The organism is Gordonia sp. Z-3 (assembly GCF_036233855.1).
In the GTDB taxonomy this organism is placed as follows: domain Bacteria; phylum Actinomycetota; class Actinomycetes; order Mycobacteriales; family Mycobacteriaceae; genus Gordonia; species Gordonia tangerina.
The window spans coordinates 195,734-222,362 of record NZ_JAZARS010000008.1 but is presented as its reverse complement, the minus strand read 5'-3'; the positions used below and the strand labels follow the sequence as shown (position 1 = coordinate 222,362).

23 protein-coding genes and 1 tRNA gene are annotated in these 26,629 nt (G+C 65.7%); 6 read left to right on the top strand and 18 right to left on the bottom strand.

The genetic code is table 11. From position 1 onward, the window contains the following. Window positions 1–112 precede the first annotated feature (112 nt). Both coaE and aztD read right to left on the bottom strand, forming a co-directional pair. Window positions 113–1,300 carry a dephospho-CoA kinase gene (gene coaE, locus VX037_RS11750; RefSeq protein ID WP_328714357.1) on the bottom strand — a complete coding sequence of 396 codons (1,188 nt, stop codon included), beginning with the start codon at window positions 1,298–1,300 and terminating at the stop codon, window positions 113–115. Window positions 1,301–1,416: 116 nt separating this feature from the next. Then, window positions 1,417–2,658, bottom strand: a complete 1,242-nt coding sequence (aztD, locus tag VX037_RS11745; protein WP_442903659.1) for a zinc metallochaperone AztD — start codon at window positions 2,656–2,658, stop codon at window positions 1,417–1,419. Window positions 2,659–2,793: 135 nt separating this feature from the next. Here aztD and VX037_RS11740 point away from each other — a divergent pair, with 135 nt between their 5' ends. After that, a complete protein-coding gene (locus VX037_RS11740; protein ID WP_235723092.1) occupies window positions 2,794–3,234 on the top strand; it encodes a hypothetical protein in 441 nt (146 codons plus the stop codon). Window positions 3,235–3,374: 140 nt separating this feature from the next. On the opposite strand, the gene rpsA is transcribed toward VX037_RS11740, so the two are convergent. Then, the gene (rpsA, locus tag VX037_RS11735; RefSeq protein WP_235723093.1) at window positions 3,375–4,838 is read right to left on the bottom strand and encodes a 30S ribosomal protein S1; all 1,464 of its coding nucleotides are present in this window, start codon (window positions 4,836–4,838) and stop codon (window positions 3,375–3,377) included. Between the two features lie 384 nt (window positions 4,839–5,222). On the opposite strand from rpsA, the gene VX037_RS11730 reads away from it, so the two are divergent. Next, window positions 5,223–5,780 carry a 2'-5' RNA ligase family protein gene (locus VX037_RS11730; RefSeq protein WP_328714356.1) on the top strand — a complete coding sequence of 186 codons (558 nt, stop codon included), beginning with the start codon at window positions 5,223–5,225 and terminating at the stop codon, window positions 5,778–5,780. Window positions 5,781–5,837: 57 nt separating this feature from the next. Then, window positions 5,838–6,992 (top strand): class I SAM-dependent methyltransferase, encoded by a 1,155-nt coding sequence (locus VX037_RS11725; RefSeq protein WP_266061088.1) that lies wholly within the window; start codon window positions 5,838–5,840, stop codon window positions 6,990–6,992. Here VX037_RS11725 and VX037_RS11720 read toward each other — a convergent pair. Further along, window positions 6,979–9,933 (bottom strand): ATP-binding protein, encoded by a 2,955-nt coding sequence (locus tag VX037_RS11720; RefSeq protein WP_328714355.1) that lies wholly within the window; start codon window positions 9,931–9,933, stop codon window positions 6,979–6,981. The genes VX037_RS11725 and VX037_RS11720 overlap by 14 nt on opposite strands. Window positions 9,934–10,004: 71 nt before the next feature. Here VX037_RS11720 and VX037_RS11715 point away from each other — a divergent pair, with 71 nt between their 5' ends. Beyond that, the gene (locus tag VX037_RS11715; RefSeq protein WP_328714352.1) at window positions 10,005–10,847 is read left to right on the top strand and encodes a class I SAM-dependent methyltransferase; all 843 of its coding nucleotides are present in this window, start codon (window positions 10,005–10,007) and stop codon (window positions 10,845–10,847) included. Window positions 10,848–10,936: 89 nt separating this feature from the next. Here VX037_RS11715 and VX037_RS11710 read toward each other — a convergent pair whose 3' ends face one another. From VX037_RS11710 to VX037_RS11655, 12 genes are all read right to left on the bottom strand, one after another. After that, entirely contained in the window at window positions 10,937–11,710 is a 774-nt protein-coding gene (locus VX037_RS11710; RefSeq protein ID WP_328714350.1) for an amino acid ABC transporter ATP-binding protein, read from the bottom strand. Then, the gene (locus VX037_RS11705; RefSeq protein WP_235723098.1) at window positions 11,697–12,659 is read right to left on the bottom strand and encodes an amino acid ABC transporter permease; all 963 of its coding nucleotides are present in this window, start codon (window positions 12,657–12,659) and stop codon (window positions 11,697–11,699) included. Before VX037_RS11705 ends, VX037_RS11710 begins: the two co-directional genes overlap by 14 nt. 3 nt (window positions 12,660–12,662) lie before the next feature. Then, window positions 12,663–13,577 (bottom strand): ABC transporter substrate-binding protein, encoded by a 915-nt coding sequence (locus tag VX037_RS11700; protein ID WP_235723258.1) that lies wholly within the window; start codon window positions 13,575–13,577, stop codon window positions 12,663–12,665. Window positions 13,578–13,741: 164 nt separating this feature from the next. Beyond that, window positions 13,742–16,489, bottom strand: coding sequence for a DNA polymerase I (polA, locus tag VX037_RS11695; RefSeq protein WP_328714348.1), 2,748 nt, complete (start codon window positions 16,487–16,489; stop codon window positions 13,742–13,744). An 80-nt stretch (window positions 16,490–16,569) separates the two neighbouring features. Next, window positions 16,570–17,139, bottom strand: coding sequence for a GNAT family N-acetyltransferase (locus VX037_RS11690; protein ID WP_328714346.1), 570 nt, complete (start codon window positions 17,137–17,139; stop codon window positions 16,570–16,572). Between the two features lie 25 nt (window positions 17,140–17,164). Then, window positions 17,165–18,055, bottom strand: a complete 891-nt coding sequence (locus VX037_RS11685; RefSeq protein WP_328714345.1) for a DUF5995 family protein — start codon at window positions 18,053–18,055, stop codon at window positions 17,165–17,167. Then, window positions 18,055–18,804, bottom strand: a complete 750-nt coding sequence (locus tag VX037_RS11680) for an ABC transporter ATP-binding protein (protein WP_235723102.1) — start codon at window positions 18,802–18,804, stop codon at window positions 18,055–18,057. Before VX037_RS11680 ends, VX037_RS11685 begins: the two co-directional genes overlap by 1 nt. Continuing rightward, window positions 18,788–19,783 carry an ABC transporter ATP-binding protein gene (locus VX037_RS11675; RefSeq protein ID WP_266061081.1) on the bottom strand — a complete coding sequence of 332 codons (996 nt, stop codon included), beginning with the start codon at window positions 19,781–19,783 and terminating at the stop codon, window positions 18,788–18,790. Before VX037_RS11675 ends, VX037_RS11680 begins: the two co-directional genes overlap by 17 nt. Next, window positions 19,780–21,003, bottom strand: a complete 1,224-nt coding sequence (locus VX037_RS11670; protein WP_328714343.1) for a branched-chain amino acid ABC transporter permease — start codon at window positions 21,001–21,003, stop codon at window positions 19,780–19,782. The genes VX037_RS11675 and VX037_RS11670 overlap by 4 nt, the downstream gene beginning before the upstream one ends. Continuing rightward, window positions 21,000–22,040: a branched-chain amino acid ABC transporter permease gene (locus VX037_RS11665; RefSeq protein ID WP_328714341.1), complete on the bottom strand. Its 1,041-nt coding sequence runs from the start codon at window positions 22,038–22,040 to the stop codon at window positions 21,000–21,002. Before VX037_RS11665 ends, VX037_RS11670 begins: the two co-directional genes overlap by 4 nt. 86 nt (window positions 22,041–22,126) lie before the next feature. After that, window positions 22,127–23,356 carry a branched-chain amino acid ABC transporter substrate-binding protein gene (locus tag VX037_RS11660; protein WP_328714339.1) on the bottom strand — a complete coding sequence of 410 codons (1,230 nt, stop codon included), beginning with the start codon at window positions 23,354–23,356 and terminating at the stop codon, window positions 22,127–22,129. A 184-nt stretch (window positions 23,357–23,540) separates the two neighbouring features. Further along, complete coding sequence (locus VX037_RS11655; RefSeq protein ID WP_235723107.1) at window positions 23,541–24,161, bottom strand: ANTAR domain-containing response regulator; 621 nt, start codon at window positions 24,159–24,161, stop codon at window positions 23,541–23,543. A 138-nt stretch (window positions 24,162–24,299) separates the two neighbouring features. On the opposite strand from VX037_RS11655, the gene VX037_RS11650 reads away from it, so the two are divergent. Next, window positions 24,300–24,376 (top strand) — tRNA-Leu (locus VX037_RS11650). Window positions 24,377–24,398: 22 nt separating this feature from the next. On the opposite strand, the gene VX037_RS11645 is transcribed toward VX037_RS11650, so the two are convergent. Both VX037_RS11645 and VX037_RS11640 read right to left on the bottom strand, forming a co-directional pair. After that, window positions 24,399–25,631 carry a tyrosine-type recombinase/integrase gene (locus VX037_RS11645; protein WP_328714337.1) on the bottom strand — a complete coding sequence of 411 codons (1,233 nt, stop codon included), beginning with the start codon at window positions 25,629–25,631 and terminating at the stop codon, window positions 24,399–24,401. Next, complete coding sequence (locus tag VX037_RS11640) at window positions 25,628–26,290, bottom strand: hypothetical protein (RefSeq protein ID WP_328714335.1); 663 nt, start codon at window positions 26,288–26,290, stop codon at window positions 25,628–25,630. The genes VX037_RS11645 and VX037_RS11640 overlap by 4 nt, the downstream gene beginning before the upstream one ends. A gap of 116 nt (window positions 26,291–26,406) precedes the next feature. On the opposite strand from VX037_RS11640, the gene VX037_RS11635 reads away from it, so the two are divergent. Next, window positions 26,407–26,622, top strand: a complete 216-nt coding sequence (locus tag VX037_RS11635; RefSeq protein ID WP_328714333.1) for a helix-turn-helix domain-containing protein — start codon at window positions 26,407–26,409, stop codon at window positions 26,620–26,622. Window positions 26,623–26,629: the final 7 nt, after the last annotated feature.

Sequence of the window (26,629 nt, the reverse complement as noted above, 5' to 3'; positions counted from 1 at the left end):
CGAGCCCTTCGTGACGCTCGGCTGGCGCCTCGCTCCTCAGGGATCAGGAACAACGCACGGTGCGCCTCGCACCTCAGGGAACAGGAACAACGCACGATGGGCCCGCCGGGCGTCAAGACTTTGTGGCCTTCCAGGCGGCGACCCGCCGGTAGGCATCGTCGAACCACTGCTCTTTGGCCGCGACATAGCGACCGAGATCGCCCTCGGCCGCCTGCAGCGCCACCCGCTTGACCTCGGCGTACTCCGCTCGGGCCGCGGCGTCGTCACGGAGCCAATCGCGGAAATCCAGCGCAAACGCGCGGCCCGGCGAGTCCGCGGCACGCAGGTGTAGATTCACCGGTCGCCCCGGGTCGGCCGATCCGTGCAGCCGTCTTTCCCAATCCCCCTCGTCCACCGACCCGGTCGCCAGATCGGGTTTCGGATTGTCGCCGTCGATACCGGGCACTCGGGGAAATCCGCCGTCGGCGAGCACCTCGGCCAGTTGATCCGCGACACCAAGGTCGGCGACAGTGATCTGCAGATCGATCGTGGGCTTGGCAGCCAGACCCGGAATCGCGGTCGATCCGATGTGATCAATGGCCGACGCCTTGTCGCCGACCACCGCCCACAGTCGGTTCACCAGGCGGATACCCTCGGCGGCCCAGCCGGGATCGGGATCGGCCAACTCCAACGGACCTGCTACCGCCGTCCGCGACCGGACGTTCTGCTCGAAGGGAACCAGACGTTCCTCCCAGAGCGCTGCCGCCGCAGCGGCGAGATCCTCGGGACTACCGGAATTGTCGAGCCACACATCGGCCACCGCTCGGCGCTGCTCATCGCTGGCCTGAGCCGCAATTCGCGCACGCGCGTCATCTTCTGGCATACCGCGCGCCGTGGTCAGACGCTGCACACGTGTCTCGGCGTCGGCGTGCACGATCACCACGAGATGGAAGAACGGAGCCATGTTGCCCTCTACGAGCAACGGGATGTCCTGCACCACGATGGCGTCGTCCGGCGCGGCCTCGAGTAGCTCCTGGGTGCGCGCACCCACCAGCGGATGGGTTATCGAGTTCAGCTTCTGGCGCTGTTCGTCGTCCACGAAGGCCCTGGCGGCCAACGCGGGCCGATCCAGGCTGCCGTCATCGGCCAGGATCTCGTCGCCGAATGCCTCCACCAAGGCGGCCAGTCCCGGTGTCCCCGGTTCCACCACTTCACGCGCGATCTTGTCGGCGTCGATGTGATAGCCACCGCGGTGGATGAACGTCGTGGCCACGGTTGATTTGCCGGCCCCGATTCCGCCGGACAGCCCCAGTCTGATCACCCGACCAGTCTGACAAATCCTCCGCGAACCGATCACCGCTCCCTCGTTTCGTTCGCGCTGCATCGTTCCGAGCAGGTGGAACGAAAGGAGGGAGCGACGATCAGCGCTGCTCGAGCTCAGCCGGTGACACCGGTGAGTTCGATGGTCGGCTGCGGCAGTTCGGCCTGCGCCGTCTGCTCTCCGGTGGCCAGATCGACCGCGGTCACGGTCCTCGCATTCGGGTCGGTGACGTAGGCGACGCCCTCCTGCACATGAACGTTCGGCATCGGCGACTGCCATTCATCGGGCTCGGTCCACGCGTCGATGACGTCGATCTTGCGCACCTGATCCCCGGTCATCGGGTCATAGACGTACAGTGCACCATCGGTGCCGAGGATCACGGCTTCACCATCGGGTCCGCGTTCGATCGACCGGAAGCTGTAGCTGGCCGGGAAGTCGACGATGCGAAGATCGCCGGTCCGAGTGTCGGTGAGAGTGAACCGGTTCGGCCGCTCGAGTTCGGCGTCCTCGTCGGTCTTGTAGTCACCCAGGACGATCGGCGATGTTGCCGAGCCGGCCTGGTTGCCGATGCGTCCGTAGCCGTCGGGGCTGGCCACCTTCTCGATCTCGTTGCCGCGCACGACGAGAATGCCGTCCTGGCAGCCGAAGGTGAGGACACCGTCGGCGGCGGCGGCCTCACCGTGGACCCCGGGGCACTCGTCGGTGCTCGCGATCTCGTTGCGCTCCTTGTCGAGGATCGCGATGCCGCTGCGCTCATCCTCGTTTCCTCGTGTCACCACCAGGCTGCCGTCCGCGCGGAAGACCGCCACGCCATGATGAGGCTCAGGCACCGTGTACTCGGTCGATTTCGCATTGCCGCGCAGCAGCTCCGCCGGTTCGACGATGTCGACCTCCCCCGTGCCGTCGCTGAACAGCGTGATGCGGGAATCGTGCGGCACCACATGGCCCGGTTCCTCGCCACCGAAGGTCATGTCGGTCAGCTCGGGTTCTGATGTGTAGTAGTGCCCGTGGTCGCCGTGCTGGACGGTCCAGGTCCCCATGTCCAGAACGCGGAAACCGCCCGATTCCGAGACGAATACGTTGCGTCCGTTATCGGCGCTGTTGAGTCGGATGAACCCCTCGGTGGGGATGTCGGCCACCTGCTCCAGGTTTTCCGCGTCCAGCACCAGAATGCCGCCGTCGTAGCTGAGCGCCAGACGCGGTGTGGCGCTGTGCTGTTCAACTCGTTCACCAGAAGCGTCGGCAGTGCTGCTCGGCGCAGCATCGTCGGTGCTATCGGTGCCACACGCGACCAGCGCGAACGATGCGGCAGCACACAGCGCCGCCACCCTTGTCAGATTTGTCTTCTTCACATGCACGGGAGACAGTCAACGTGTTAATGAAAATTATTGTCAACTGCTAATGGTTCGATTCCGCTGACCCAGGTCGACCAGCATTGGCAGGCTGGTCGAGTGGGTAGCGATGCTCCGCTCCGGTCACTAACTCAGCGGTCCGTGATACCGGCACCGATCGACGCGGTGTGGGATCGCGTCAGCCGAATGGAGGGCATCAACGATGAGCTGATGCCCTACCTCAAGATGATGCTGCCGCGCCGGCATCGCGGGAAAACACTGGCCGACATCGAGGTCGGCACGAGCGTGGGCAAGGTGCGCTTGCTGTTCGGCGGTTTGTTGCCGCTCGACTACGACGAACTGACCATCGTCGAACTCACACCTGGGCGCGGATTTCGCGAAGAGTCCTCGATGGCCTCCATGCGGGTGTGGCATCACGCCAGAACACTGACACCGCTCACTCTCGAGCGCACCGAGGTTGTCGACACCGTCGCGTTACGCCCACGTCTGCTGCTGAGGCCGGCCGCACCCCTGCTCGCCCGGTTCGTCGAGCATCTGTTCCGGCACCGACACCGGCGGTTGGCCGCGCACTTTGGCGGTTGAGTGCGTCGGGTACAGACGCGACCACCATCAGGGTCATCTCCGCTGCTGCCGACGACACCTGGGCTCAGGACGATCAGCACGAAGAACAGAACTCCCCGACTCGTGATGAGCCGGGGAGTTCTGTGTCAGTGAGATTCGAATCAGGCGTTGCCCGACAGCTTCTCGCGCAGTGCGGCGAGCTGCTCGTCGCTGGCCAGCGAGCCACCCGACGATGCCGGAGCGCTGCTGCCGGTGCTGCGGCTCTCCGATGCCGACGAGTAATCCGACGGGGCGTTGGCGGCCTCGGCGGCGGCAGCGGCGAACTTCTCCATCTGAGCGGTGTGCATCTTGTGGCGACGCTCGGCCTCGGCGTACCGGGCCTCCCATGCCTCACGCTGCTGCTCGAAGCCCTCGAGCCACTCGTTGGTCTCCGCGTCGAAGCCCTCGGGGAAGATGTAGTTGCCCTGCTCGTCGTAGCTGTCGGCCATGCCGTACTTCGACGGGTCGAACTCCTCGGTGTAGTCCTCGTTGGCCTGCTTGAGGCTCAGCGAGATCCGGCGACGCTCCAGGTCGATGTCGATGACCTTGACCATCGCGTCGTCGCCGACGGAGACGACCTGATCGGGCACCTCGACGTGGCGCTCGGCCAGCTCGGAGATGTGGACCAGGCCCTCGATGCCCTCGTCGACGCGGACGAACGCACCGAACGGCACCAGCTTGGTGACCTTGCCCGGCACGATCTGACCGATCGCGTGGGTGCGGGCGAACTGACGCCACGGATCTTCCTGGGTGGCCTTGAGCGACAGCGACACACGCTCGCGGTCCAGGTCGACGTCGAGGACCTCGACGGTGACCTCATCGCCCACGGCGACGACCTCGGACGGGTGATCGATGTGCTTCCAGGACAGCTCGGAGACGTGGACCAGACCGTCGACGCCGCCGAGATCGACGAACGCACCGAAGTTGACGATCGAGGACACGACGCCCTTGCGGACCTGTCCCTTCTGCAGCTGGTGCAGAAACTCGCTGCGGACCTCGGACTGGGTCTGCTCGAGCCATGCACGACGCGACAGGACCACGTTGTTGCGGTTCTTGTCGAGCTCGATGATCTTGGCCTCGATCTCCTTGCCGATGTACGGCTGCAGATCGCGGACGCGACGCATCTCCACCAGCGACGCCGGGAGGAAGCCGCGCAGACCGATGTCCAGGATCAGGCCGCCCTTGACGACCTCGATGACGGTGCCCTTGACGGCCTCGTCCTTCTCCTTGAGCTCCTCGATCGTGCCCCAGGCGCGCTCGTACTGCGCACGCTTCTTGGACAGGATCAGGCGGCCTTCTTTGTCCTCTTTGGTGAGAACCAGGGCCTCGACCTCGTCACCGACGTTGACGACCTCGTTGGGGTCGACGTCGTGCTTGATCGACAGTTCGCGCGACGGGATCACGCCTTCGGTCTTGTAACCGATGTCGAGCAGAACCTCGTCCCGATCGACCTTGACGATGGTGCCTTCGACGATGTCGCCATCGTTGAAGTACTTGATCGTGGAGTCGATGGCGGCGAGGAAGTCCTCAGCCGAGCCGATGTCATTGACGGCTACTTGCGGCGAGGTGATCGTGGGGGACGACATATTTGTGAGTTGCTCCGGACAGGTGTGTTGTAGGTACAGTTCAGTTGCCGCCGTCGGTGAACGGATGCTGAACTCCGGGCACGACGGCCGCACGCGCCGAGGGCGCATGCGCGTAGAAGGTTACGCCAGTCCGCTTGCCCTGGGCAAATACGCTCTCCCCGGCCGGTCCGGTGACGCCCGACGACCCCGTGCCGCGGGGTCCTCTCGCGGGCGAAGGGTCACCGTCCTCGAGGTGGGCGGTCCCTCATTTCGGCTGGTCAGCAGCTATCGGGCGCGGCTGAGAACACTCACCGGCCACGACGAACCGCTCACCGGCACTGCCTGCTCCCTCACCTCGATACCCACTCGATACCCAGGTGCTCGCCATTCTGGTTGACTGGCGCCGTGGCGCATTCCATCGAGCTCCTGCCCGATGAGTCGATCGACGCCCGTGTCCGCGCCGAATGGCAGGCGCTGGCCGACGCCGGGCTGCCCAGCGCCGCCTGTATCCGCGCCTCGACCAATCGCCCACACGTCACATTGATCGCGGCCGGGCACATCGACGGCGGTGTCGATGACGCACTCGGGGCCTGTGCGAAAGACCTGCCTCTGCCGTGCCAGATCGGCGCTCCGGTGCTGTTCGGCCACGGGACCCGCCGCACGTTGGCTCGAGTGGTGGTGCCGAGCGCCGCGCTGTTGGCGCTGCACCGCCGGGTGTGCGACATCGCCACACCTTTCCTCGGTGACAACGGCGCCTTCGCTCATGCCGCCCCGGGCGACTGGACCCCGCACATCACACTCGCCCGGCGCGTCGACACCACGCAGCTCGCCGCGGTCCTCGACGTCCTCGACGCCGTCGGCTCGCTCGAGGATTCCGGCTCGTTCACCACGGTGCGTCGTTGGGATCCCGACAACCGTCGCGACCACATCGTCGCCGGCGGACCGGCCGCGACGACACCGTGAGAGAACCTCACCACCGCGTGAGAGCGAACTGAGAGCGAGGAGACGCATCGTTGCCCCATGAGCACAACAACACCTTCGACAACGACACCCTCCACATCAACGACCACGACTTCCCCCTCCCCCGGACCGACGCACTCCGACGACCGGCCGGTCACGGCCGACGCCTTCGCCGAGCGCATCTTCACCTCAGCACTGGCGACCGCCGAGACGATGAGTATCTATCTCGGCGAACGCCTCGGGTGGTACGACTGCCTCGTCCAACACGGCCCGGTGTCGGCTGACGAGTTGGCCGACCGCACCGGCACTCATCGGCGCTACGCCAGAGAATGGCTGGAGATGCAGTCGGCCTTCGGGATACTCGACGCCGACCTAGATGCCGACCCGATCCGCTTCGGCATCCAACCGGGGGTGGCCGAAGCCCTCACCGACACCGCCAGCCTCGCCTATTTGGGCACGCTGCCGCGGATGTTCGCCGCATCGTTCGGCCAGCTTCCGGCCCTGCTCGACGCCTACCGCACCGGCGGCGGTGTCAGCTGGGCAGAACTGGGCGCCGACGCCCGCGAATGCCAGGCGGCACTCAACCGCCCGTGGTTCGACCGTCAACTCGCGCCTGCGCTCGCCGGCGTCGACGGCCTGCACGCGCGGCTCTCCCGTTCCGGCGCCCGCATCGCCGACGTCGGATTCGGCGCCGGTTACTCGACCATCGCGCTGGCCAAGGCCTATCCGGAGGCGACATTCGTGGGCCTCGATGTCGACGAGGCGTCGGTGCAGATGGCGCGTCACGCAGCAGCGGAGGCCGGCGTCGACGATCGGGTGGAGTTCGTGCTGGCCGACGCCTCCGACGCAGGGCAGCGCGGACCGTTCGACGTGGTGTTCGCCTTCGAGTGCGTCCACGACATGCCCCGCCCGGTGGAGGTGTTGGCCGCGGCGCGGGCGGCGCTGGCGCCCGACGGTGTCATGGTGATCATGGACGAGGCGGTCTCCGATGAGTTCGCCGGCCCCGCCGACGATCTGGACAAGATCATGTACGCCTTCTCGCTGTTCGTCTGTCTGCCCGACGGAATGAGTTCGACACCCTCGGCAGGCACCGGAACGGTGATGCGCGCGTCGACACTGCGCGCCTACGCCCAGCAGGCCGGGTTCGCCGAGGTGGAGGTACTGCCGATCGAGGAGTTCAGCTTCTTCCGGTTCTACCAACTCACGCCGGGCTGAGCGCTGCCAGCGCCGCGGCCACCACATCGACCCGCGGTCGATCGGCGCCGCGCATCATCGCCTCGTCGAGCGTCGGGCCCCCGAGACGCTCCCGCAACCGACGATGCGCGGCGTCGAGCCGTTGCGCGTCGCTGCCGTAGGCCCCCGCCCCGGTGATCTCATCGGCCCGGCGCATCGCACCCAGCAACTCGGCCGCCGCCTCAGGCCGATCGAGTTGTAGCAGTACGTCGACAACGGTGCGCAGCGACACCCACTGGTGTGTCCAGTTGCCGGCGTCGCGCCAGTGGTTGAGCACATCGGTGAACAGACGAGCGGCCACCTCCGGTGTCCCGCAACGGGCTTCGATGGATGCCCGGGACACCAGTGCCACACCCATCAGATAGCGGTCACCCGTGTGCGCAGCAGAAGCGATCGCATCGTCGAGCAGCTCGCCGGCTCGACTCGGATCGTCGTCGAGAATGCACTCACCGGCACCGTAGCGCGCCCATCCTTCGACGACGGTCTCCCCTGCCGCGGTGCATAAATCGGCGATCCGCAGCGAAGCCCGATGCGCGGCGGGCCCGTCGCCGGCGTAGGCGTTCATCAGCAGCACGCAGAGGTCGGCCATGCGGCCCGCGCCGGCCATCCCCGCGACCGTTCCCGCTGCCCGGAAATCGCGGGCCAATCGCGACGTCGCCGTCACATCCCCTTGGAACAGGCCGACCTCCACGAGCATCATCCGTAGGTAGACCTCCACGGCGGGTGCGGGGCTGCACGCCAGCCCACACCGAACATACTCCTTGGCGGTCAACAAATTCCCGTCGAAGCGGGCCCCGGCGGCGGCCACCGCCCACGCCGCGGGCAACTTTGGGGGATCTTCCACCGACACATCGGCGGCTGCGCGAAGCCGGCGTGACCAGGCGGTGGCCTCGGTGCTCATGGTCAGCTCCAGGAATGGGATCACCCCCGCCATCATCCGGTCGCCGAGCGTCGGATCGACCTCGCAGGCATGGTCGACCGCCTGTCGCACATCGTCGAGGCGCGCCGCGACCAGACCGGCTGCCGCGACGTGGCCGGGGCCGAAGAGATCCCGGACCAGTGGCGCGATCCGATCGGCCACCAGGTGCGCATGCGCCGCTCGCGCCGATGTGCGGCGACCGTTCTCGTCGAGTCGTCGAAGCCCGAAGGCGCGCAGGGTCTCGAGCATTCGGTAGCCGGAGTCGTCGGCCGAGAGCATCGAATTGTCGACGAGCTCACTGACGATATCGGCCACCTCGTCACGCGGTACCACCTCACTGTGCCCCGCGAGCGCTTCCGCGTCGTCGAGGTCGAAGCGCGCCGGAAACACCGCCAGGACATCGAACAAAGCGCGACCCGCATCACTCAACAGCGCATACGACCAGTCGACTAGCGCATGCAGACTCCGGTGCCGGGGGTCGGTGTCCCGGGGACTGTGCAGAATCCGGAATCGCCACTGAAGGCGGTCCACCAGCGCCGCCGGAGCAATGGCGCGGGCTCTGGTCGCGGCGAGTTCCACGCCGAGCGGCAGCCCGTCGAGTCGTCGGCAGATCTCGGCCACTGCTGCGGCGTTCTCCTCGGTGAGCACGAATCGATCGTTGCGGGCGTGCGCACGAGTACAGAAGAGCTGCACCGACGGGCTCTCGGCGATGGCGGCCGACGACGCGTTCGCCGCCGGCACCGTCAGCGGCTCCAGCACGCTGACCTGCTCGGCGGTCAACCCCAACGGAACACGCGACGTCGCCACCACCGATAGGTCGGCACATCGACTGATCACCGATTCGACCAGCTCGGCGGCCGCGTCGACCACGTGCTCGCAGTTGTCGAGGACAAGCAAACCGACTCGGCCCGAGAGTGTTTCGACGAGCGCCTCGAGATCGCCGAGATCCCGCCGCGGAGCGGCCCCGGTTGCCGACACGACGCTGTGTACCACGTCGGCCGGCGACGCCACGCCCGACAGCTCTGCGATCCAGGTGGCCCCTTGGTGACGAACATGTTCGCGCACCAGCGCGGTCTTGCCCACTCCGCCTGGCCCCACTACCGTGACCACCGTTCCCGGGCGGATTCGAGCCGCGAGATCGGCCAGCTCAACATCACGGCCGATGACTCTCACGGACGCCTCCGGTGCGGGTCTGCGGCGTGTCGGCGGCGCGGTGCCCGTGGGCGTTGCAGGGGCGGTGGGTGTCGGCGCCCGTTCGCCGGCGAGGATACGTTGGTGCAGGTCACCGAGCCGAATGGTGGGTTCGGTGCCGAGGTCGGTCGCCAGCCGTGCCCGCAGTCGTCGGAACACCGCGAGCGCCTCGGCGGGGCGGTCGGCTTGCCAGAGGGCGAGCATCCGCGCCTGGTGCACACTTTCCCGGTACGGGTGTGCCGCGGCGGCGGGCTCGAGTCGACTCGCGGCATCTGCCGGTCGTCCCGAACGCAGCAGCGCATCGGCGGTCGCCTCGACGATCCGTACCCGGGTTTCCTGCAGCGCCTCGACATCGCCACGCACCCATGGCTCATCGGCGAACTCGCCGAATGGTCTTCCACGCCAAAGACTCTCCGCAGAATCGAACAGCGCCACCGCAGCGCCCGGGTCGGCCTCGGTCACCGCACACCCGGCATGGAAGCGGTCGGCGAACGCGAGGAGGTCCAGTTCGTCGCGGTCGACCCGAAGCGAGTAGCCGGGAGCGGCGGTGACGATCGCCAGTTTGTCTGTCACGCCGTGCTCGCGCAGTTGCGCACGCAAGCGGAACACCAGGTTGTGCAGCGCAGCCTCCGGATTGGTCGGCGGACTCTGCCCCCAGAGGATCTCCGCGAGCCAGTCGGCGTCGGCAGCGACATTGGCACGGGCGCCGAGCGCGGCCAACAGGCACCGCAGCCGTGGACTACCGAATTGAGCAGCGCGCGCTTCCGTCGGTCCCGACACATCGATCGGGCCCAGGAGCAGGAGGCTGACCACGCGCGATTTTATCACCGTGTGCGCTGCTGGCGGCTCCGATCCAGCCGATACCAGTCGCTAGACTCACCGGCATGAGTGAGGAGCGCACCGACGATGCCGGCTCGACGCATCGACCTCCGCGCATTCTCGGGCGCGTCGACTCACCGACGAGTGACCGCGCCAACCGATGGTGGTGGGACCACGACGCCGACAACTATCACGCCGAACACGGCGCCTTCCTGGGAACCCATGCCGCCGGCGGGGACTTCGTGTGGTGCCCGGAAGGCCTGCGAGAAGCTGACATCGGCCTGCTCGGTGACATCGCAGACCGCGACATCCTGGAGGTCGGCTGCGGCTCGGCACCGTGTGCCCGGTGGCTGGCCGGACAGGGCGCTCGTGCGGTCGGCGTCGATCTGTCGCGTCGCATGCTCGGCATCGGACTCGCCGCGATGGAGCAAGACCGCAGCCGGGTCCCGCTGGTGCAGGCGACCGCCGAGGCACTTCCCTTCGCGGACAGTTCGTTCGACGTGGCGTGCTCGGCCTTCGGCGCGGTACCGTTTGTAGCCGACTCGGCGCATGTGATGGCCGAGGTGGCCCGGGTCCTGCGCCCCGAAGGACGCTGGGTCTTCGCGGTCAATCATCCGATGCGCTGGATGTTCCTCGACGACCCTGGACCCGACGGCCTCATCGTGCAGATCCCCTACTTCGACCGCACCCCTTACACCGAGGTCGACGACGCCGGCGCCATCACCTACGTGGAACACCATCGGACCATCGGCGATCGCGTCCGGGAGATCCGCGCGGCCGGGTTGGTGCTCGACGACATCGTGGAACCGGAGTGGCCGGAGGGTTTCAAGGAGGTGTGGGGGCAGTGGAGTCCTTTTCGCGGACAATACTTCCCGGGCACCGCGATCTTCTGCTGCCGAAAGGTGTGAGGTCGGGGCCCTTCGTGACACTCGGCTGGCGCCTCGTTCCTCAGGCAACAGTTGGTGACACTCACAGGACGCGCTCGGAAGCAGTTGCCTCACAACAACTTTGACAGGAAACCCTGAGTACGTTCGTGTTGCGGGTTGGCCAGCACCTCACGCGGATTACCCTGCTCCACCACCACACCGCCGTCCATGAACACCAGTTGGTCGGCGACCTCACGGGCGAAGCCCATCTCGTGGGTGACGACCACCATCGTCATCCCGCTGGCCGCGAGTTCACGCATCACGCCGAGCACCTCCCCGACGAGCTCCGGATCCAGCGCGGACGTCGGCTCGTCGAACAGCATCAGCTTGGGTTCCATCGCCAGCGCACGGGCGATGGCGACACGTTGCTGCTGTCCGCCCGACAGTTGGGCGGGGTAGGTGTCGGCCTTGTCGGCCAAGCCCACCCGGGCCAACAACGTGCGGGCACTCTCGGTGGCCTCCCGTTTGCTCTTCCGTTTCACCTGTGTCGGCGCCTCGATCACATTCTCCAACGCGGTGCGGTGCGGGAACAGGTTGAAGTGCTGGAACACCATGCCGATGTCGCGGCGCTGTTTGGCTGCGTCCTTCGGGCTCATCTCGTGGAGCTTGTCGCCACGTTCGCGGTAGCCGATGAGATCACCATCCACGTAAAGCCGTCCCGCATTGACCACTTCGAGATGGTTGACGCAGCGCAGGAACGTCGACTTCCCGGAACCAGACGGCCCGATGAGGCACAGCACCTCGCCACGGCCCACCTCGAGAGTGATGCCCTTGAGCACCCGCAGGGAGCCGAAGTTCTTGCAGACCCGGTCGGCGTAGACCATGGGGCGTTCAGCGACGCTCATCGCTCTCCCCTTCCGCGATCGTTGTGTTCGGTTTGGCAGCCATGGCCTTGAGCTGTCGGGCGGTCATCTGCCGGCTGGCACCCTTCGAGTAGTACCGCTCGAGGTAGTACTGGCCGACCATCAGGATGCTGGTGATCGCCAGGTACCAGGTGGACGCCACCAGCAGCAGCGGAATCGGCTCGAAATTCACCCCGGAGATGTCCCGCGCACGCCCGTACAGATCCCCGGTGAAGGGCACCGCAGCCACGAGGCTCGTCGTCTTGAGCATGCTGATCACCTCGTTGCCGGTCGGCGGGATGATCACGCGCATGGCCTGCGGTAGCACCGTGCGCCGCATGGCAAGCGACCATGACATACCCAATGCGACGGAGGCCTCCATCTGACCCTCACCGACCGACGAGACACCCGCCCGCACGATCTCGGCCATGTAGGCCGCCTCGTTGAGCGCGAGGCCGATCATCGCGAAGATGAACGCCGAATACAGTGCCTGGATATCGAAATGCGCGAACTGCACGACGAACGGGATGCCGAGGTCGATCTGCTTGTAGATCGCCGGCAACAGCCCCCAGAACACCAACTGCACATACACCGGTGTGCCGCGGAAAACCCAGAGATAGACCCACGCGGTCGACCGCAACACCGGATTCGACGACAGTCGCATCACGGCGAGCAGCACGCCCAGCACGATCGCGATGATCATCGACAGCACGGTGAGCACCAGCGTGTACCACATGCCCGTGAGGATGCGGGTGTCGAAGAGATAGTTGGCGTAGGTGTTCCACGCGTACGCGCTGTTGGTGGCCGCGCCGTAGACGAACAGCACCACCAGCACGAGCACGATGGCGGCGGCGAACCACTGGCCCGGGTGACGCAGTGGCACCGCCTTGATGGGTTCGGGCTCAGCGGAGACCCGGTCGGCCCCGCTCGGGCCAGTCGCTGGTGCTGTCACCGGTCAGCTGACCGCACCGTTGATGACCGACGTGGGGATCGTGCCCGCTCCGAGACCCCAGTGCTCGGCGATCGTCTGGTACTGGCCGTTGTCGATCAGGTACTGGACCGCCTGCTGCAGCGCCTGCGCCAGCTGCGATCCCTTCTGCACGGGATAGCCGTACGGCGCAGAGTCGAACACACCACCGGCCGGCTCGAGCTCGCCGTTGGACCGCTCGATCGCGTACGAGGTGACCGGCGAGTCCGCCGACATCGCGTCGACGCGGCCCAGCATCAGTGCGTTGGTCGCCTCGTCCTGGCTGTCGTAACGCACCTTCTCGATGGCGGGCTGACCGGCGTCGGTGCAGGCCTGGCTCTTCGCCGGGATCTCGTCGGTGTCCTCATAAGTGGTGGACTGCACCGCAACCCGCTTGCCGCAGGCATTGTTGGGATCGATACCCGCGCCGACCTGTTGGGCCCACTGCACACCCGCGCTGTAATAGGTGACGAAGTCGACCTGCGCTTCGCGCTCCTTGGTGTCGGTGAACGACGACATGCCCACGTTGTAGGTTCCGGCTTGGACCGACGGAATGATGGTGTCGAACTGAGCTTCTCGGTATTGCGGTGTCAGGCCGAGCACGCTGCCGACCGCGTTCATCAAATCGACGTCGAAGCCGATGATGTCGCCATTGGCGTCCTTGAACTCGTTCGGCGCGTACGGCACATTGACGCCGACGATCAGCTGTCCGGACTCACGGATCGGGGCAGGCACCAGGTCGGCGATCTCGGCCACCGGTTCCACCTCGACGCTGGTCGGCGAGATGTCGGCACCCAGGCCCTCACTCTCCTCGTTGTTCGAACAACCCGCCAGTGCGAGGACCAGGATCGACAACAGTGCGATGAGCACACCGACCGGTCGCGACGATCGCAGAAAACGCATCAGATACCCCATCTGTTCTCTTCCCCACCATGCAAGCGCATGATCGGGCGCGCACTCGAGACGCCGGCGGCAGCCATCGACGCACTGTTCGAACACTAGTGGCTGGCAAGCCGTTCCACCTGACGGTTACGAGAGATTTACGCCGCGGCGACCAGACGCATCGGTCAGTGCGCTGCGTCGTCCCATGACCGGCCGAAGCCCACCGACACCTCCAGCGGCACCGACAGGGTGATCGCGCTACCCATCTCGTCGCGGACGACGGCCTCCACCGCTTCGCGTTCCCCGGCCGCGACCTCGATGACGAGTTCGTCATGTACCTGTAGCAGCATGCGCGACTGCAGCCCCTCCCGCCGGAGCCTGCCGTACACATTGATCATCGCAACCTTGATGATGTCGGCCGCGGTGCCCTGGATCGGCGCGTTGAGAGCCATTCGTTCCGCGGACTGGCGACGCTGCCAGTTGTCGCTGTTGAGGTCGGGTAGGTAGCGGCGCCGACCGAACAGGGTCGCGGTGTATTCGTTTCGGCGTGCCTCATCCACGACGTTGTGCAGGTAGTCACGCACTCCGCCGAACCGCGCGAAGTAGGCCTCCATCTGTTCCTTGGCCTCGTCGCGACTGATCTTGAGTTGGGCGGCCAGCCCGAAGGCGCTCAACCCGTAGGCGAGCCCGTATGACATGGCCTTCACGCGATGACGCATCTCGGTGGTGACCGCGTCGATGGGCACGCCGAACGCCCGCGAGCCGACGAAATTGTGCAGATCCTCGCCGGTGTTGAACGCCTCGATCAACCCGGCGTCCTCGGACAGGTGCGCCATGATGCGCATCTCGATCTGGCTGTAGTCGGCGGTCATCAGACATTCGTGGTCCGATGCCACCACGAAACCCTCGCGGATCTGTCGGCCGGCCTGCGTGCGCACCGGGATGTTCTGCAGGTTGGGTTCGGTCGACGAGAGCCGACCGGTGGCCGCGATCGTCTGATTGAACGTGGTGTGCACCCGCCCGTCGTCGGCCACCGATTTGAGCAATCCATCAACGGTGACCTTGAGCCGGGTGGCGTCACGGTGCTCGAGCAGATGCGCCAGGAACGGATGCTCGGTTTTCTCGTAAAGGCTCTGCAGCGCATCGGCATCGGTGGTGTAGCCGGTTTTGGTCTTCTTGGTCTTCGGCATGTCCAGTTTGTCGAAGAGCACGGTCTGCAACTGCTTGGGTGAACCCAGGTTGATCTGTTCGCCGATCACCTCGTAGGCGGAGTCTGCCGCGGTGCGGATGCGTTGGGCGAAGTCGGCTTCCAGTTCGCGGAAGTGCTCGACGTCGACAGCGATGCCGGCGGCCTCGAGTTCGGCCAGGACGAAGGCCAGCGGCAGCTCCATCTCGGTCAACAGGGCCAGCGAGTCGATGCGCTCGAGCTCGGTGTCGAGGGTGTCGGCCAGCTCAGCCACCGCCCGGGCCTCCAGCATCTGCTGCTCGGCGTGCTTGGCGTCACCGCCGTCGTCGTCCAGCAACGACATCTGACCGTCGTCGGGCGCGGCGTCGTCGCGTAGTTCACGCCGCAGATATCGCAGCGTGAGGTCGTCGAGGTTGAACGTCCGTTGCCCGGGTCGCACCAGGTAGGCCGCCAGCGAGGTGTCACTGGTGACCCCTCCGAGGGTCCAGCCGCGCGCTCGGACCGCGTGCACGCCCCATTTCGATTCATGCATGGCCTTCGGTCGCTCGGTGTCGGCCAGCCACCCCGCCAAGGCCTGCTCGTCGTCGGCGTCGACGGACGTGACGTCGATGTAGGCCGAGACGCCGTCGGCAGCGGCGATCGCGATCCCGGTCGCATCGGCGCCGACGACCTGATGGGGTGAGGTGACCGCGATGCCGCTGCGGCCCGTCGTCGTGTGGTCGGCCAGCCAGGCGCGGACCTCGCCCGGTTGCAGTACCGCGCCATCGAGGTCGAAGCCGGCTTCGGCTTCCGGTTCCACCGACGTCAACGTCGAGAACAACCGATCACGCAGGACACGGAACTCGAGATCGTCGAAGAGCACGTGGATGCGGTCGCGGTCCCAGCCCACCATCGCGAGGTCGTCCGGCCCGGACGGAAGCTGCATGTCCCGGACGAGCTCGGTGAGCTGCCGGTTGGTCTGGACCGACGCCAGATGCGTGCGTAAGGCATCGCCCACCTTGCCCCGGACCTCGTCGACATGATCGACCAGGCCGGCGAGCGACCCGTACTCCCGAATCCACTTGGATGCGGTCTTCTCCCCCACTCCGGGAATCCCGGGCAGGTTGTCGCTCGGGTCGCCGCGCAGAGCGGCGTAGTCGGGATACTGCGCGGGCGTCAATCCGTACTTCTTCTCGACCTCGGCCGGGGTGAAACGGGTGAGGTCGGAGACACCTTTGCGGGGATAGAGGACGGTGATCGAGTCGTTGACCAGCTGCAATGAATCGCGGTCGCCGGTGACGACCACCACCCGGTAACCCGCGGAGTCTGCCTGTGTCGCCAGGGTTGCAATGATGTCGTCGGCCTCATAGCCCTCGATGGCCATCACCGGGATGCCCAGCGCGTCGAGCACCTCTTTGGTCAGATCGACCTGACCGTTGAACTCGTCCGGTGACTTCGAGCGCTGCGCCTTGTACTCCGGGAACATCTCCGACCGGAAGGTCTTGCGGGAGACGTCGAAGGCCGCGGCGATGTGGGTGGGCTCCTCATCACGCAACAGATTGATAAGCATGGAGGTGAAGCCGTACACCGCATTCGTTGTCTGGCCGGTCGCGGTCTTGAAGTTCTCGGCCGGCAGCGCGAAGAACGCCCGGTAGGCCAGCGAATGCCCGTCGAGCAGCATCAGCAGCGGGCGTCCGTCCGAACCCGACTTGCCGGCGGCGCTGGCGGACTTCTTCGCGGGCACGGTGGAACTCTTGGCAGGACTCACGGTGCTGAGTCTAATGACCCGGCCTGACAGGTCGGCGGGGCCCGCAGGCGTGCGGGGCCACCTGAACACTCCCGTACAGCTCAGCCCCGGCGAAACATCGGCCAGACCGTCGGCCCATCCATCGGCAGCGTGATCTCACCGGTCACCGCGAAGCCGTACCGCTCGTATAGCGGCACGTTGGCCTCATTGGAACTCTCCAGGTACGCCGGTCCGTCGACGCGGTCGATGCCGGTGCTCAACAATGCGCTACCCACGCCCGCTCCCTTGATGGTGGCACCCACCTGCCCCAGGTACCAATGCGGCTCGCGGGGCCTCACCTTCGCGAATTCACGTTCCAGGGCTGCGCCGCGAGCCACCCGACCACGCAGGACACGAACGAATCCCACCATCGAGCCCACCTGTTGAACCGTCGACAGCTTGTGCCCCGGTCGATCCCAGACCGCGGTGCCCACGGGAACGCCGTCGCGAACGGCCAGGTCGATCGACGCGGCCTCGCCATGTGCCCACCGCAATAACGTGTGGAAGATCTGTTTGTCCCGCCCCGGGTCGGGATTCATCCAGCGCACCACCGGGTCGTCGGCGAAGGCCTGCGCGAGCAACGCACTCACGAGGCCGAGGTCCCGGGAGCTCGTCACGGCAATCGACGTCATGCCCCCACGGTAGAGCCCGGTCCGGTCAGAAGAGCCCGATCGCATCAGAGGTGTCCAGGACGCCTTCAGCGGTCAGCCATTCCGCCCACATCGCGGCATGGGTGGCTGCGGTGGTGGCGGGTTCGGCGAGGCCACGGCCGCTGACCCAGGCGGCCGCCCGGACACTCTGGTAGAACAGGCCGGTCGCACGTTCCTCGCCGATCGTGTCGCCGACGATGGACGCGGTGAACAACTCGCTGAGATCCGTGCCGTAGTCGGCCTTGATCGACGCGACGATCTGCGGGGTCGCTTTCCCGAGGATCTCGCCATAGAGGTTGAAATCGGCCCACCGTTGCCGGCTGGTGTCGACGGCGTCGAGCGCGGTCGGCAGGTCCAGTATCAGATGCGAGTTCATGCCGGAGGTTGCAACGCGTCCGCCGCTGTGGCGGCAGTCGGTCGCGTACTGGTAATACCGCTGCCATTCACGAGGGACATCGGCGCCCGTCGCGTGCGCGTGAACCGAGGCGAGGTAGCGATTGACGAAGTTCAGCGCGAGCCGGCGAGCCCACTCCGAATCCGTATAGACCCCTTGGCGGATAGACGGCACGGTGGTGTCCAGGATCGGCGCGTACACGTCGGCGAAAGCGCCGCGCGGATCACCCTGGTCACCCCAGATGTCCGCGATCTGATGCACGTTGGACTGGGCATCGACCAACGTCCGGTTGGCGGATGGAGCCGACAGCGCGGCGATGTGCTGCGCTTCGACGCCGGGTAGCTGCGGGCGGCACGTGGTGGTGCCGTCGGCGGCGTGGGCGGGCACGAGAACCCCGGTGACCGTGAGCAACACGAGCCCGAGGACGACGGTGGATCTGCGTAACAAGGTCTTGGTGTGCGGACTGTAACGAGCAGCACCTCGCGTCTCAACCCGAGCAGACATCAGGCGACCCCGAGGTACGCCTCGCGCACGGCGTCGTCGACGAGAAGGTCTGCGCCCGCGCCTTCTTTGGTGATCGATCCGGTCTCCAGGATGTAACCGCGAGTCGACCGACTCAGGGCCTGTTGGGCGTTCTGCTCCACCAGCAAGATGGTGGTGCCCTCGGAATTGATCGTGGTGATGATCCGGAAGATCTGTTGGATCACCATGGGGGCCAGACCCATCGACGGTTCGTCGAGGAGCAGTAGCCGAGGCCGGGCCATCAACGCCCGCCCGATGGCCAGCATCTGTTGCTCGCCACCCGACATCGTTCCGCCGAACTGCTTGCGCCGCTCACCGAGCCGCGGGAACAGCTCGAAAACATGGTCGATCGATTCGCGGTAGGCGGATTTGGACGAGAATCTCCTTCCGTAGCAGCCCATGTCGAGGTTCTCCAGAACCGTCATCCCGGGGAAGATGCGCCGCCCCTCCGGAACCTGGATGATGCCGCGTTTCACCCGCTCGTGCGGCGGGAGACCGGCGATGGACTCGCCGTCGAACAGAATGTCGCCCGACGACAGGCGGTTGAGTCCCGATATCCCCCGCATCGTGGTCGACTTGCCGGCGCCGTTGGCCCCCAACAGCGTCACCAACTCGCCGGGCGCCACGTGCAGGGAGATACCGTGCAGCGCACGGATCCGACCGTAGTGGATCTGCACATCCCGCAGTTCCAGGACCGCTGTGGCCGAGGTGGTCTCAGGCGAGTTCGTCATCGGGCACTCCCAGGTAGGCGGCGATCACGGCAGGGTCGTTACGCACCCGTTCCGGGCTGCCCTCGGCGATCTTGCGACCGAACTCGAGCACCACGATCCGGTCCGTGACCCCCATCACCAACCGCATGTCGTGTTCGATGAGCAGCACCGTGTAGCCGTCGTCGCGGATCTTCTGGATCAACTCCATGAGTGCGGTCTTCTCGATCGGGTTGAATCCGGCGGCTGGTTCGTCGAGGCACAGCAGTTTCGGTTCGGTGGCCAACGCGCGCGCGATCTCCAGCCGACGCTGGTCTCCGTAGGGCAGGTTGGCCGCCTTCTCTGCGGCGCGCGGTCCGATTCCGACGAACTCGAGCAGGGCCATGCCCCGGTCCACCGCGTCGCGTTCTTCGCGGTAGTGGCGAGGGGTGCGCACGATCCCGCCGAACACCGACGTCTTGTGTCGCGCGTCGGTGCCGACGCACACGTTCTCGAGCGCCGTCATCTCACCCCAGAGGCGTACGTTCTGGAAAGTCCGAGCGATTCCGAGCCGGGTGATCTTGTGGCGCTTGATTTTCCCCAGCGGAGAGCCGTCGAACAAGACGCGTCCCCGGGTGGGCCGATAGACGCCCGTGATCGCGTTGAAACACGTCGTCTTGCCGGCCCCGTTGGGCCCGATCAGCCCGAGGATCTCCCCGCGCCTGATGTCGAAAGTGACGTCGTCGAGTGCGGCGAGACCACCGAAGTCCACCGTCAGTCCCGACACCTCGAGCAGGACATCTCCGGCGGCAGTGTGGATGTCGCGCTGGGGAGCGACCGCGTCGGCGACCGCATCGGGATCGGCGAGTTCGGGATCGATCGCGGCCGGGTCGACGATCGCCCGGGCCTGCGGGTCGGCCACGGCGTCGGCCAACTGTTCCTCGTTTTCCGACCTCGCGACGGTATCCGGGCGTCGGGCCGGGGCTTTCGGTGTCGAATCGTCGTCGCGCCGATGTCGGCTCATGCCTCGGTCTCCTGCCGTTGGGACTGCGCGGCGATCGGGGCGCGGGTGACCGCACCATAGATCCGACGGCCGAAGGTGACCAGTCGCGCTCGCGCCGGGAAGAGCCCCTGAGGTCGGAAGATCATCAGGACCACCAGAGCGAGCCCGAAGAACAAGTACTTGAACTCACTCAACGATTGTCCCCCGATCTCGACGCCCTGCACACGAGCAGGGAGGTAGACGATGATGAACGCGCCGGCGATCACGCCAAGCTTGTTGCCTTGTCCGCCGAGCACCACGGCGCACAGGAACAGCATCGAGTTGATGACGGTGAACGCTTTCGGGTCCACATACTGCACCTGCCCGGCGTACACCGCTCCGGACAGACCGCCGATGCCGGCCCCGATGACGAAGGCCCACAGTTTGTATTTGAACGTCGGCACACCCATGATCTCGGCGGCGTCCTCATCCTCGCGGATGGCCACCCAGGACCGACCGACGCGGCTGCGCTCGAGGTTGCCGACCACGATGAGGACGCCGATCACCAAGACGATGCCCAGCCAATACCACCACACCCCGTAGTTGAGGGTGCCGGCGTTGTTGGCGGTTGAGAACACGCCGTTCGGGTACTCGGCGGTGCGCCCGATCTCGGGGTACAGCACACCTTGCAGTCCGGATGCTCCATTGGTGATATCGCTGAGGTTGTCGGCCAGCAATCGGACGATCTCACCGAAGCCCAGGGTCACGATCGCGAGGTAGTCGCCGCGAACACGCAGCGTGGGAGTGCCGAGGATGACACCGGTGACGCCGGTGAGAACGATGGCCAGCGGTACGCACGCAAGCCAACCCCAAGGACCCGAGAAGATACCGTGGTCGGCCGTGTCCCACAACGGGCTGGCCGGGCTCGTCAGCAAGGCGACGACGTACGCACCGACAGCGTAGAAGCCGACATAGCCCAGATCGAGGAGGCCGGTTTGCCCGACCACCACGTTGAGCCCGATCGCGATGAGTGCCGTCATCGCGAAAGTCGCCATGACGACGCCGAAATCTGTTGCCGTGGTGGTGATCAACGGTGGATTGAGGACCGGAAGCAAGGCGATCAGGATGATAGCGGGAACACCGACCAACCACTGCATCACGCGAGGCAGGCCGTTCCACCATTGGCGGATGACGTCGCCGATGCCGCGCGGCGGCGTGGCATGTGAGGGCTCCGGAGCGGACGGTGGTTGCGCTGAGGTCATACCCGTGCCTTCCCGAGTTTCTCGCCGAGGATGCCGGTGGGGCGGAACATGAGCACCAGGATCAGCAGGACGAAGGCCACGACGTCGCGCCACTGGTTGCCGAGCACCACCGACCCATAGTTCTCCATCACGCCGAGCAGCAGGCCGCCCAACAGCGCACCCCGGACATTGCCGATGCCACCGAGGACCGCCGCGCAGAACGCCTTGATACCGAGGATGAATCCGCCGTAGTAGACGATGTTGGTGGGGACACGCAAGGAGTAGAGCAAGGCTGCGGCGCCGGCGAGCAGACCACCGATCAAGAACGTGACCATGATGATCCGCTCTCGCGAGACCCCCATGAGCAGCGCCGCGTCCGGGTCTTGGGCCACCGACTGGATACCGCGGCCCAGGCGCGTCCGGTTGATCAGGAAATCGGTCCCCAACGCGAGGACAAGCGCGGAGATGATGATGATCAGCGTCAGGTTGTAGACCGGCGCGCCGAAGATGTTGAACTCCTGCACGGGCTGGACCAGCCGGATGGTCGGTTGGGCGCTCGATCCGCCCAACGTCGGATCCACCGGCACCTTGGGCAGCAGGTAGTGCACGAATTCCTGCAGGACGAACGACATGCCGATCGCCGTGATCAGGAAGGCCAACGGCTTCGCCTTGCGTTTGCGCAGCGGGCGGTAGGCGACGAACTCCAAACCGATCGCGGCACTGCCTGACACCGCCATGCCGCACAAACCCGCCAGCAGCAGGTAGAGCACGGTCATGACCGTGCCTTCGGAATAGGTGTTGCCTGACGGTGTGAAGCCGAGCAACAGCAGGCCGATGTACTGCCCGAACATGCCAAGCATGAACACCTCGGAGTGGGCGAAGTTGATCAGCCGCAGAACTCCGTAGACGAGGGTGTACCCCACGGCGACGAGCGCATAGATCGCGCCATAGGTGAGTCCCTCGATGGTGAGTCCCCAGAACCCTTCCCGGAGTGCGCCGAGATCGAACCCGATGGTCGAGGCCACCGCGGTCGTCTCGGCCATCGAGTACACGATCATACGTGCCTTTCAGCCACGAGACACCACAGAGACCACGGTGCGCCCGGGCCCGACCACCGCCCGGACGCACCGTGTTGTGCTGTGCCTTATTTGACCTCGTACACCCAGATCAGCGAGGACGTCAGCTCGCCGGTGGGACTCCACTCGTACTGACGCGCCAGGCCGGGGCCCTGGTAGTCGCTGACGTAGGAGAGGAGCTCGGGACGGGTGCGATTGCCCTCGGCGATGCCCTTCATCAGGATCGAGGCGAGGTCGTAGGCCTCCACCGAGTACACGCCAGGCGCCTGGTTGAACGCCGCCTCGTATTCGGACTTGAACTGATCCGGCGCCGGACCACACGGGCACGACAGAATCGCGCCCTTGGCGCTGTCGCCGGCCTGGGCGGTGAACTGCGGATCGTTGGCGCCGTCGCCGGAGACGAACGTCTCCTGGAATCCGGCCGTCTTCAGCTGCTGAGCGAGCGGCGCGGCCTCGGCGTAATACCCGGAGTAGAACACCGCATCCGGGTCGGCGGCGGTGACCTTCGAGATGATCGCCGAGAACTCGCGGTCGCCCTTCTTGACGTCACCGGAACAGTTCGCGTCAGCGGCCGGACCGAGCGACTCGGTCATCGCCTGGGCAAGGCCCACACCGTAATCGGTGTCATCCTTGATCACACAGACCTTCTTCTTGCCCATCGTGCCGGTGAGGTACTTGGCGACGGCGGGACCCTGCACGTCGTCGTTGGCGAGGCCGCGGAAGAAGGTCTTCCAGCCGTTGTCGGTCAAGGTGGGGTTGGTGGCCGAGGCGGTGACCGACACCAGGCCGGCCTGGTTGAAGATGCCACCGGTGGCCTTGGTCTCGCCCGAGAACGCCGGCCCGATCAGGCCGACGATCGAATCGTCGTTGACGATCTGCGGGGCCACCTGGGTGGCCTTCTGCGGGTCCCCCTCGGTGTCGAAGGTCCGTAGGACGATCTGGCAGTTCGGGTTCGCTTCGTTGTGTTGGTCCACGGCGAGTTGCGCGCCGTTTTTGATGTTGATGCCGAGCGCGGCGTCCGCACCGGTCAGTGCGCCGGCCATCGCGATGGTGGTCTCGGGGCAGTCGGCGTTGCCGTCACCCGCCGGTGTGAGCGCGTCGGCTTCCGAGGCCACCGGCACCTCGTTGCCCTGAGTATCGATCTGAGCGAGCGGAGCGATCGTCAAACCGGAACTCGCAGCAGCTGATCCGCTGGCCCCGCCCGATCCTGAGTCGCTCGATTTGTCGCTACACGCGGATACGGCGAGCACGCCCGCCAACGCCACCGCGAGGGCACCTGTCGTCACACGACGATGCATTTCGTACCTTCTTCACTTTTCCCACCCTTCCGGCACAGGACGTTTCGCCCGTGCCGGCCGATCTGCTGAGGAGACCTTGAGAAAACATAGACCCAAACCCGGCAACGCGCGCTGGATTGAGAAGGAAGCCGCATGACACCGACGGCGGATTTTCACAGATTTAACGACGACCCCGCCCCAACCGTCAGTTGGTGGCTCCCAACGTCTCCACGACCACCTGCGCGACGGCCTTCATGGTGGTGCGACGGTCCATCGCGGCACGCTGAATCCATTTGAACGCTTCGGGTTCGGTCATCGAATGCTTCTCCATCAGCAAACCTTTGGCGCGTTCGACCAGTTTGCGCGTTTCGAGACGATCGGTGATGGTGGCGACTTCCTTCTCGAGCGCGACCACCTCCTGATACCGGCTCACGGCGAGCTCGATGGCAGGCACCAGGTCGGCTTTGGTGAACGGCTTGACCAGGTAGGCCATCGCACCGGCGTCACGCGCCTTCTCGATGAACTCGCGCTGACTAAAGGCGGTCAGCATCACCACCGCGGCGAGCTTGCGGCTCGCGATCTCCGATGCCGCATCAATGCCATCACGTACGGGCATCTTCACGTCCATGATCACCAGGTCCGGGGTGAGGCTCTCGGTCAGTTCGACGGCGACCTGGCCGTTGGGGGCCTCCCCCACAACGTCGTACCCCTCTTCGCGGAGCATCTCGATCAGATCCATGCGGATCAGCGAGTCATCCTCGGCCACGAGCACCCGGTGCGTCGTCTGTTCGCCGGTCCGAGCCGCAGCCCTGTCTGCCACCGTCACATCCCCTCCTCGGAACGCCTACCCCTGACCAGCATTATTCGTCAGAGCTGATGCGTGCAGAGTACCGGTTGGCCCGCGCATGGGCTGATCATCTAGAGTGGACTGTCGCGGCTGCCACACAGTGGCAGCGCAGCACACGCCCTCGTAGCCCAATTGGCAGAGGCAACGGATTCAAAACCCGTCCAGTGTGAGTTCGAGTCTCACCGAGGGCACCAGGCATTACTGCAGTTAAACCAACTAGCGGACCGCCCGCAAAGGGCGCGGTGACAACAGATTGACAACATCCGCCGGAGAAACCCGCTCATCGTGGGCATCCGCCACCGCCTCGGCATCATCAGCGAACAGGTCCGCGTAGGTGTCCAGTGTCATCGCCGCCGAGGCGTGGCCCAGCATCGACTGCACGACCTTCACGTTCGCGCCCGCCGAGATCGCTAACGACGCCGCGGTGTGCCGCAAATCGTGCGGAGTCACCCGCGGGAACTCGGGCGTCGACAGCTCGCCACCCTCGGCTGATTCCTCGGCACGCGCCTCGTTGGCCTGCTCTTGGCAGCGCTGCACCGCAGACGAGAACCACGTCGACGCACCCGGCGACAATGCGTACCCACCGCGAGCGGCCGGGAACACGATCGCCTCGCGTGCCTTCCCGGTCAGCACCCCCGCCAGCGGCTCGACAAGGAACCGAGGGAACGGCACGACGCGCTGCTCATGCGTCTTGGGTGTGCCGACGACGACCCGACCGCCGACGTTGACCGCGTTACGGCGCACCGTGATTCGACGCCGCAGCATGTCCACATCGGCCACGTGCAGGCCGGCGAGCTCGCCCCACCGCAGACCGCAATAGGCGAGGACGAGAACCACGACGCCCTTGTCGGAGCCAGCGCGGCCCGCTCCCGCTTCACGCGCGAGCTGCCACACCTGGTCGTCGGTGAGGTAGCCGCGTTCGCGTTTGCCCTTGCGTGGCAGCTTCACCCCGGTGCATGGGTTCGCGATGAGTCGCCGATCCTTCGCGGCCTCGTCGAGCACCGACCGCAAGATGCCGAACGCGCGAATCACGGTGACCGGTCCCGCGCCGCGCTTCACGACCTCACCGTCGGTGCCGCGTTCGTCTCGGCCCATGTCGGCGATCCACTGTTGCACCGCGCTATGTCGGATGTCGGCGACCTTCACCTGACCCCAGCGAGGTTCGACGTGGACGCGCCACGCAACGTCGGCGACGCGTTGGCTCGACGGCTTGAGGTGGGTTTGCCGTGCCAGCCACTCGGGCGCGAGCTGCCCGACGGTGACCTGCCCGGCGCGCGGGTCGATGTACTCGCCGCGCAGCTTCGCGACCGCTGTGGTGTCGGCGAACGCTCGGGCGTCACGCTTGGTGGAGAACCCGCGCTTGGTGGTCTGCTTGCCCTCGGGCGTGCGATAGGTTACGCGCCAGCGTTTTTCGCCGTTGCGAGTCGTGTACGGGTCAACGCTGCTCACTGATCGCCCTCCTCGTCGATATAAGTAGAGAGACGAAGATGAGGCGGCACGTCGTCAATGTTGGGCGAGTCTCGCACGTAGGCATCTGGATTCCGCAGCTCACCAGGTGCGAGAAGGCCGAGGCTCCGAGCTTGCTTAAGCCACCCTTTTGCCGTGTTTGGCGAATTGGTTCCGAACTTCTTCGCGACATACTCCTCGACGGACGGCGCGTTGCCTCGGCCAAGCCGTTGCCGCTCTCGCGCAGCGAACCGTGCAGCATCCGCGACATCCTGAAAAAACTCGGCTTTGAGGCCACGTGGTCCCGATTTCACTTCCGGCCAGATACCGAGACGCGGCCGGGGAACCACGCCGAAAGCCCCGAGTGGCCCAGAGGCAAGGAGTGCAGCTCCAACGTCAATCAATGCCCCAAAAGGCAGGTCGCGCACAACCTTTTTGGTAATCGGAGCGGTGAGCAACAGACGCCTCGGCTCGATACGCAGGTCGATGATGACGGTCTCCATCTCGCCCGACTTCTTAACGCGCGCCTCGGTACATACGGTGAGCCGAAACGGCCAGCCACCAGCCTCGACAGTGAACAGGCCTTTGCCAGGCTCTCCGTCGACATCGACTTGCATTTGCATCGCGTCGCCGAGGGCTTTGACCGCCTCACTCATGTTCACGGTAACTAACCCTACATCAATCAAATCAAGGGTGTGAAGGGTGCGACTCGAAGGTCCGAGTTTGCACCCTTGCGAATTGTTGACGAGGGTTAGATTAACCACCGATGATTGGAGCCATGAACACGACGAACAGCATTGACCCGCAAGAATTCCCTGCAATCGCAACTCCGAAAGACATCGAACGAATTCTCGGCATTCCGCAAGCGACTCTCGCTCAGGATCGCTATCTCAAGCGCGGGCTGCCCTACACCAAGATCGGCAACCGAGTTCGCTACCTACGTGCCGACATCCTTGCTTACCTCCACGCCCACCGGGCCGAGATGCGTGACTGAGCTAAGG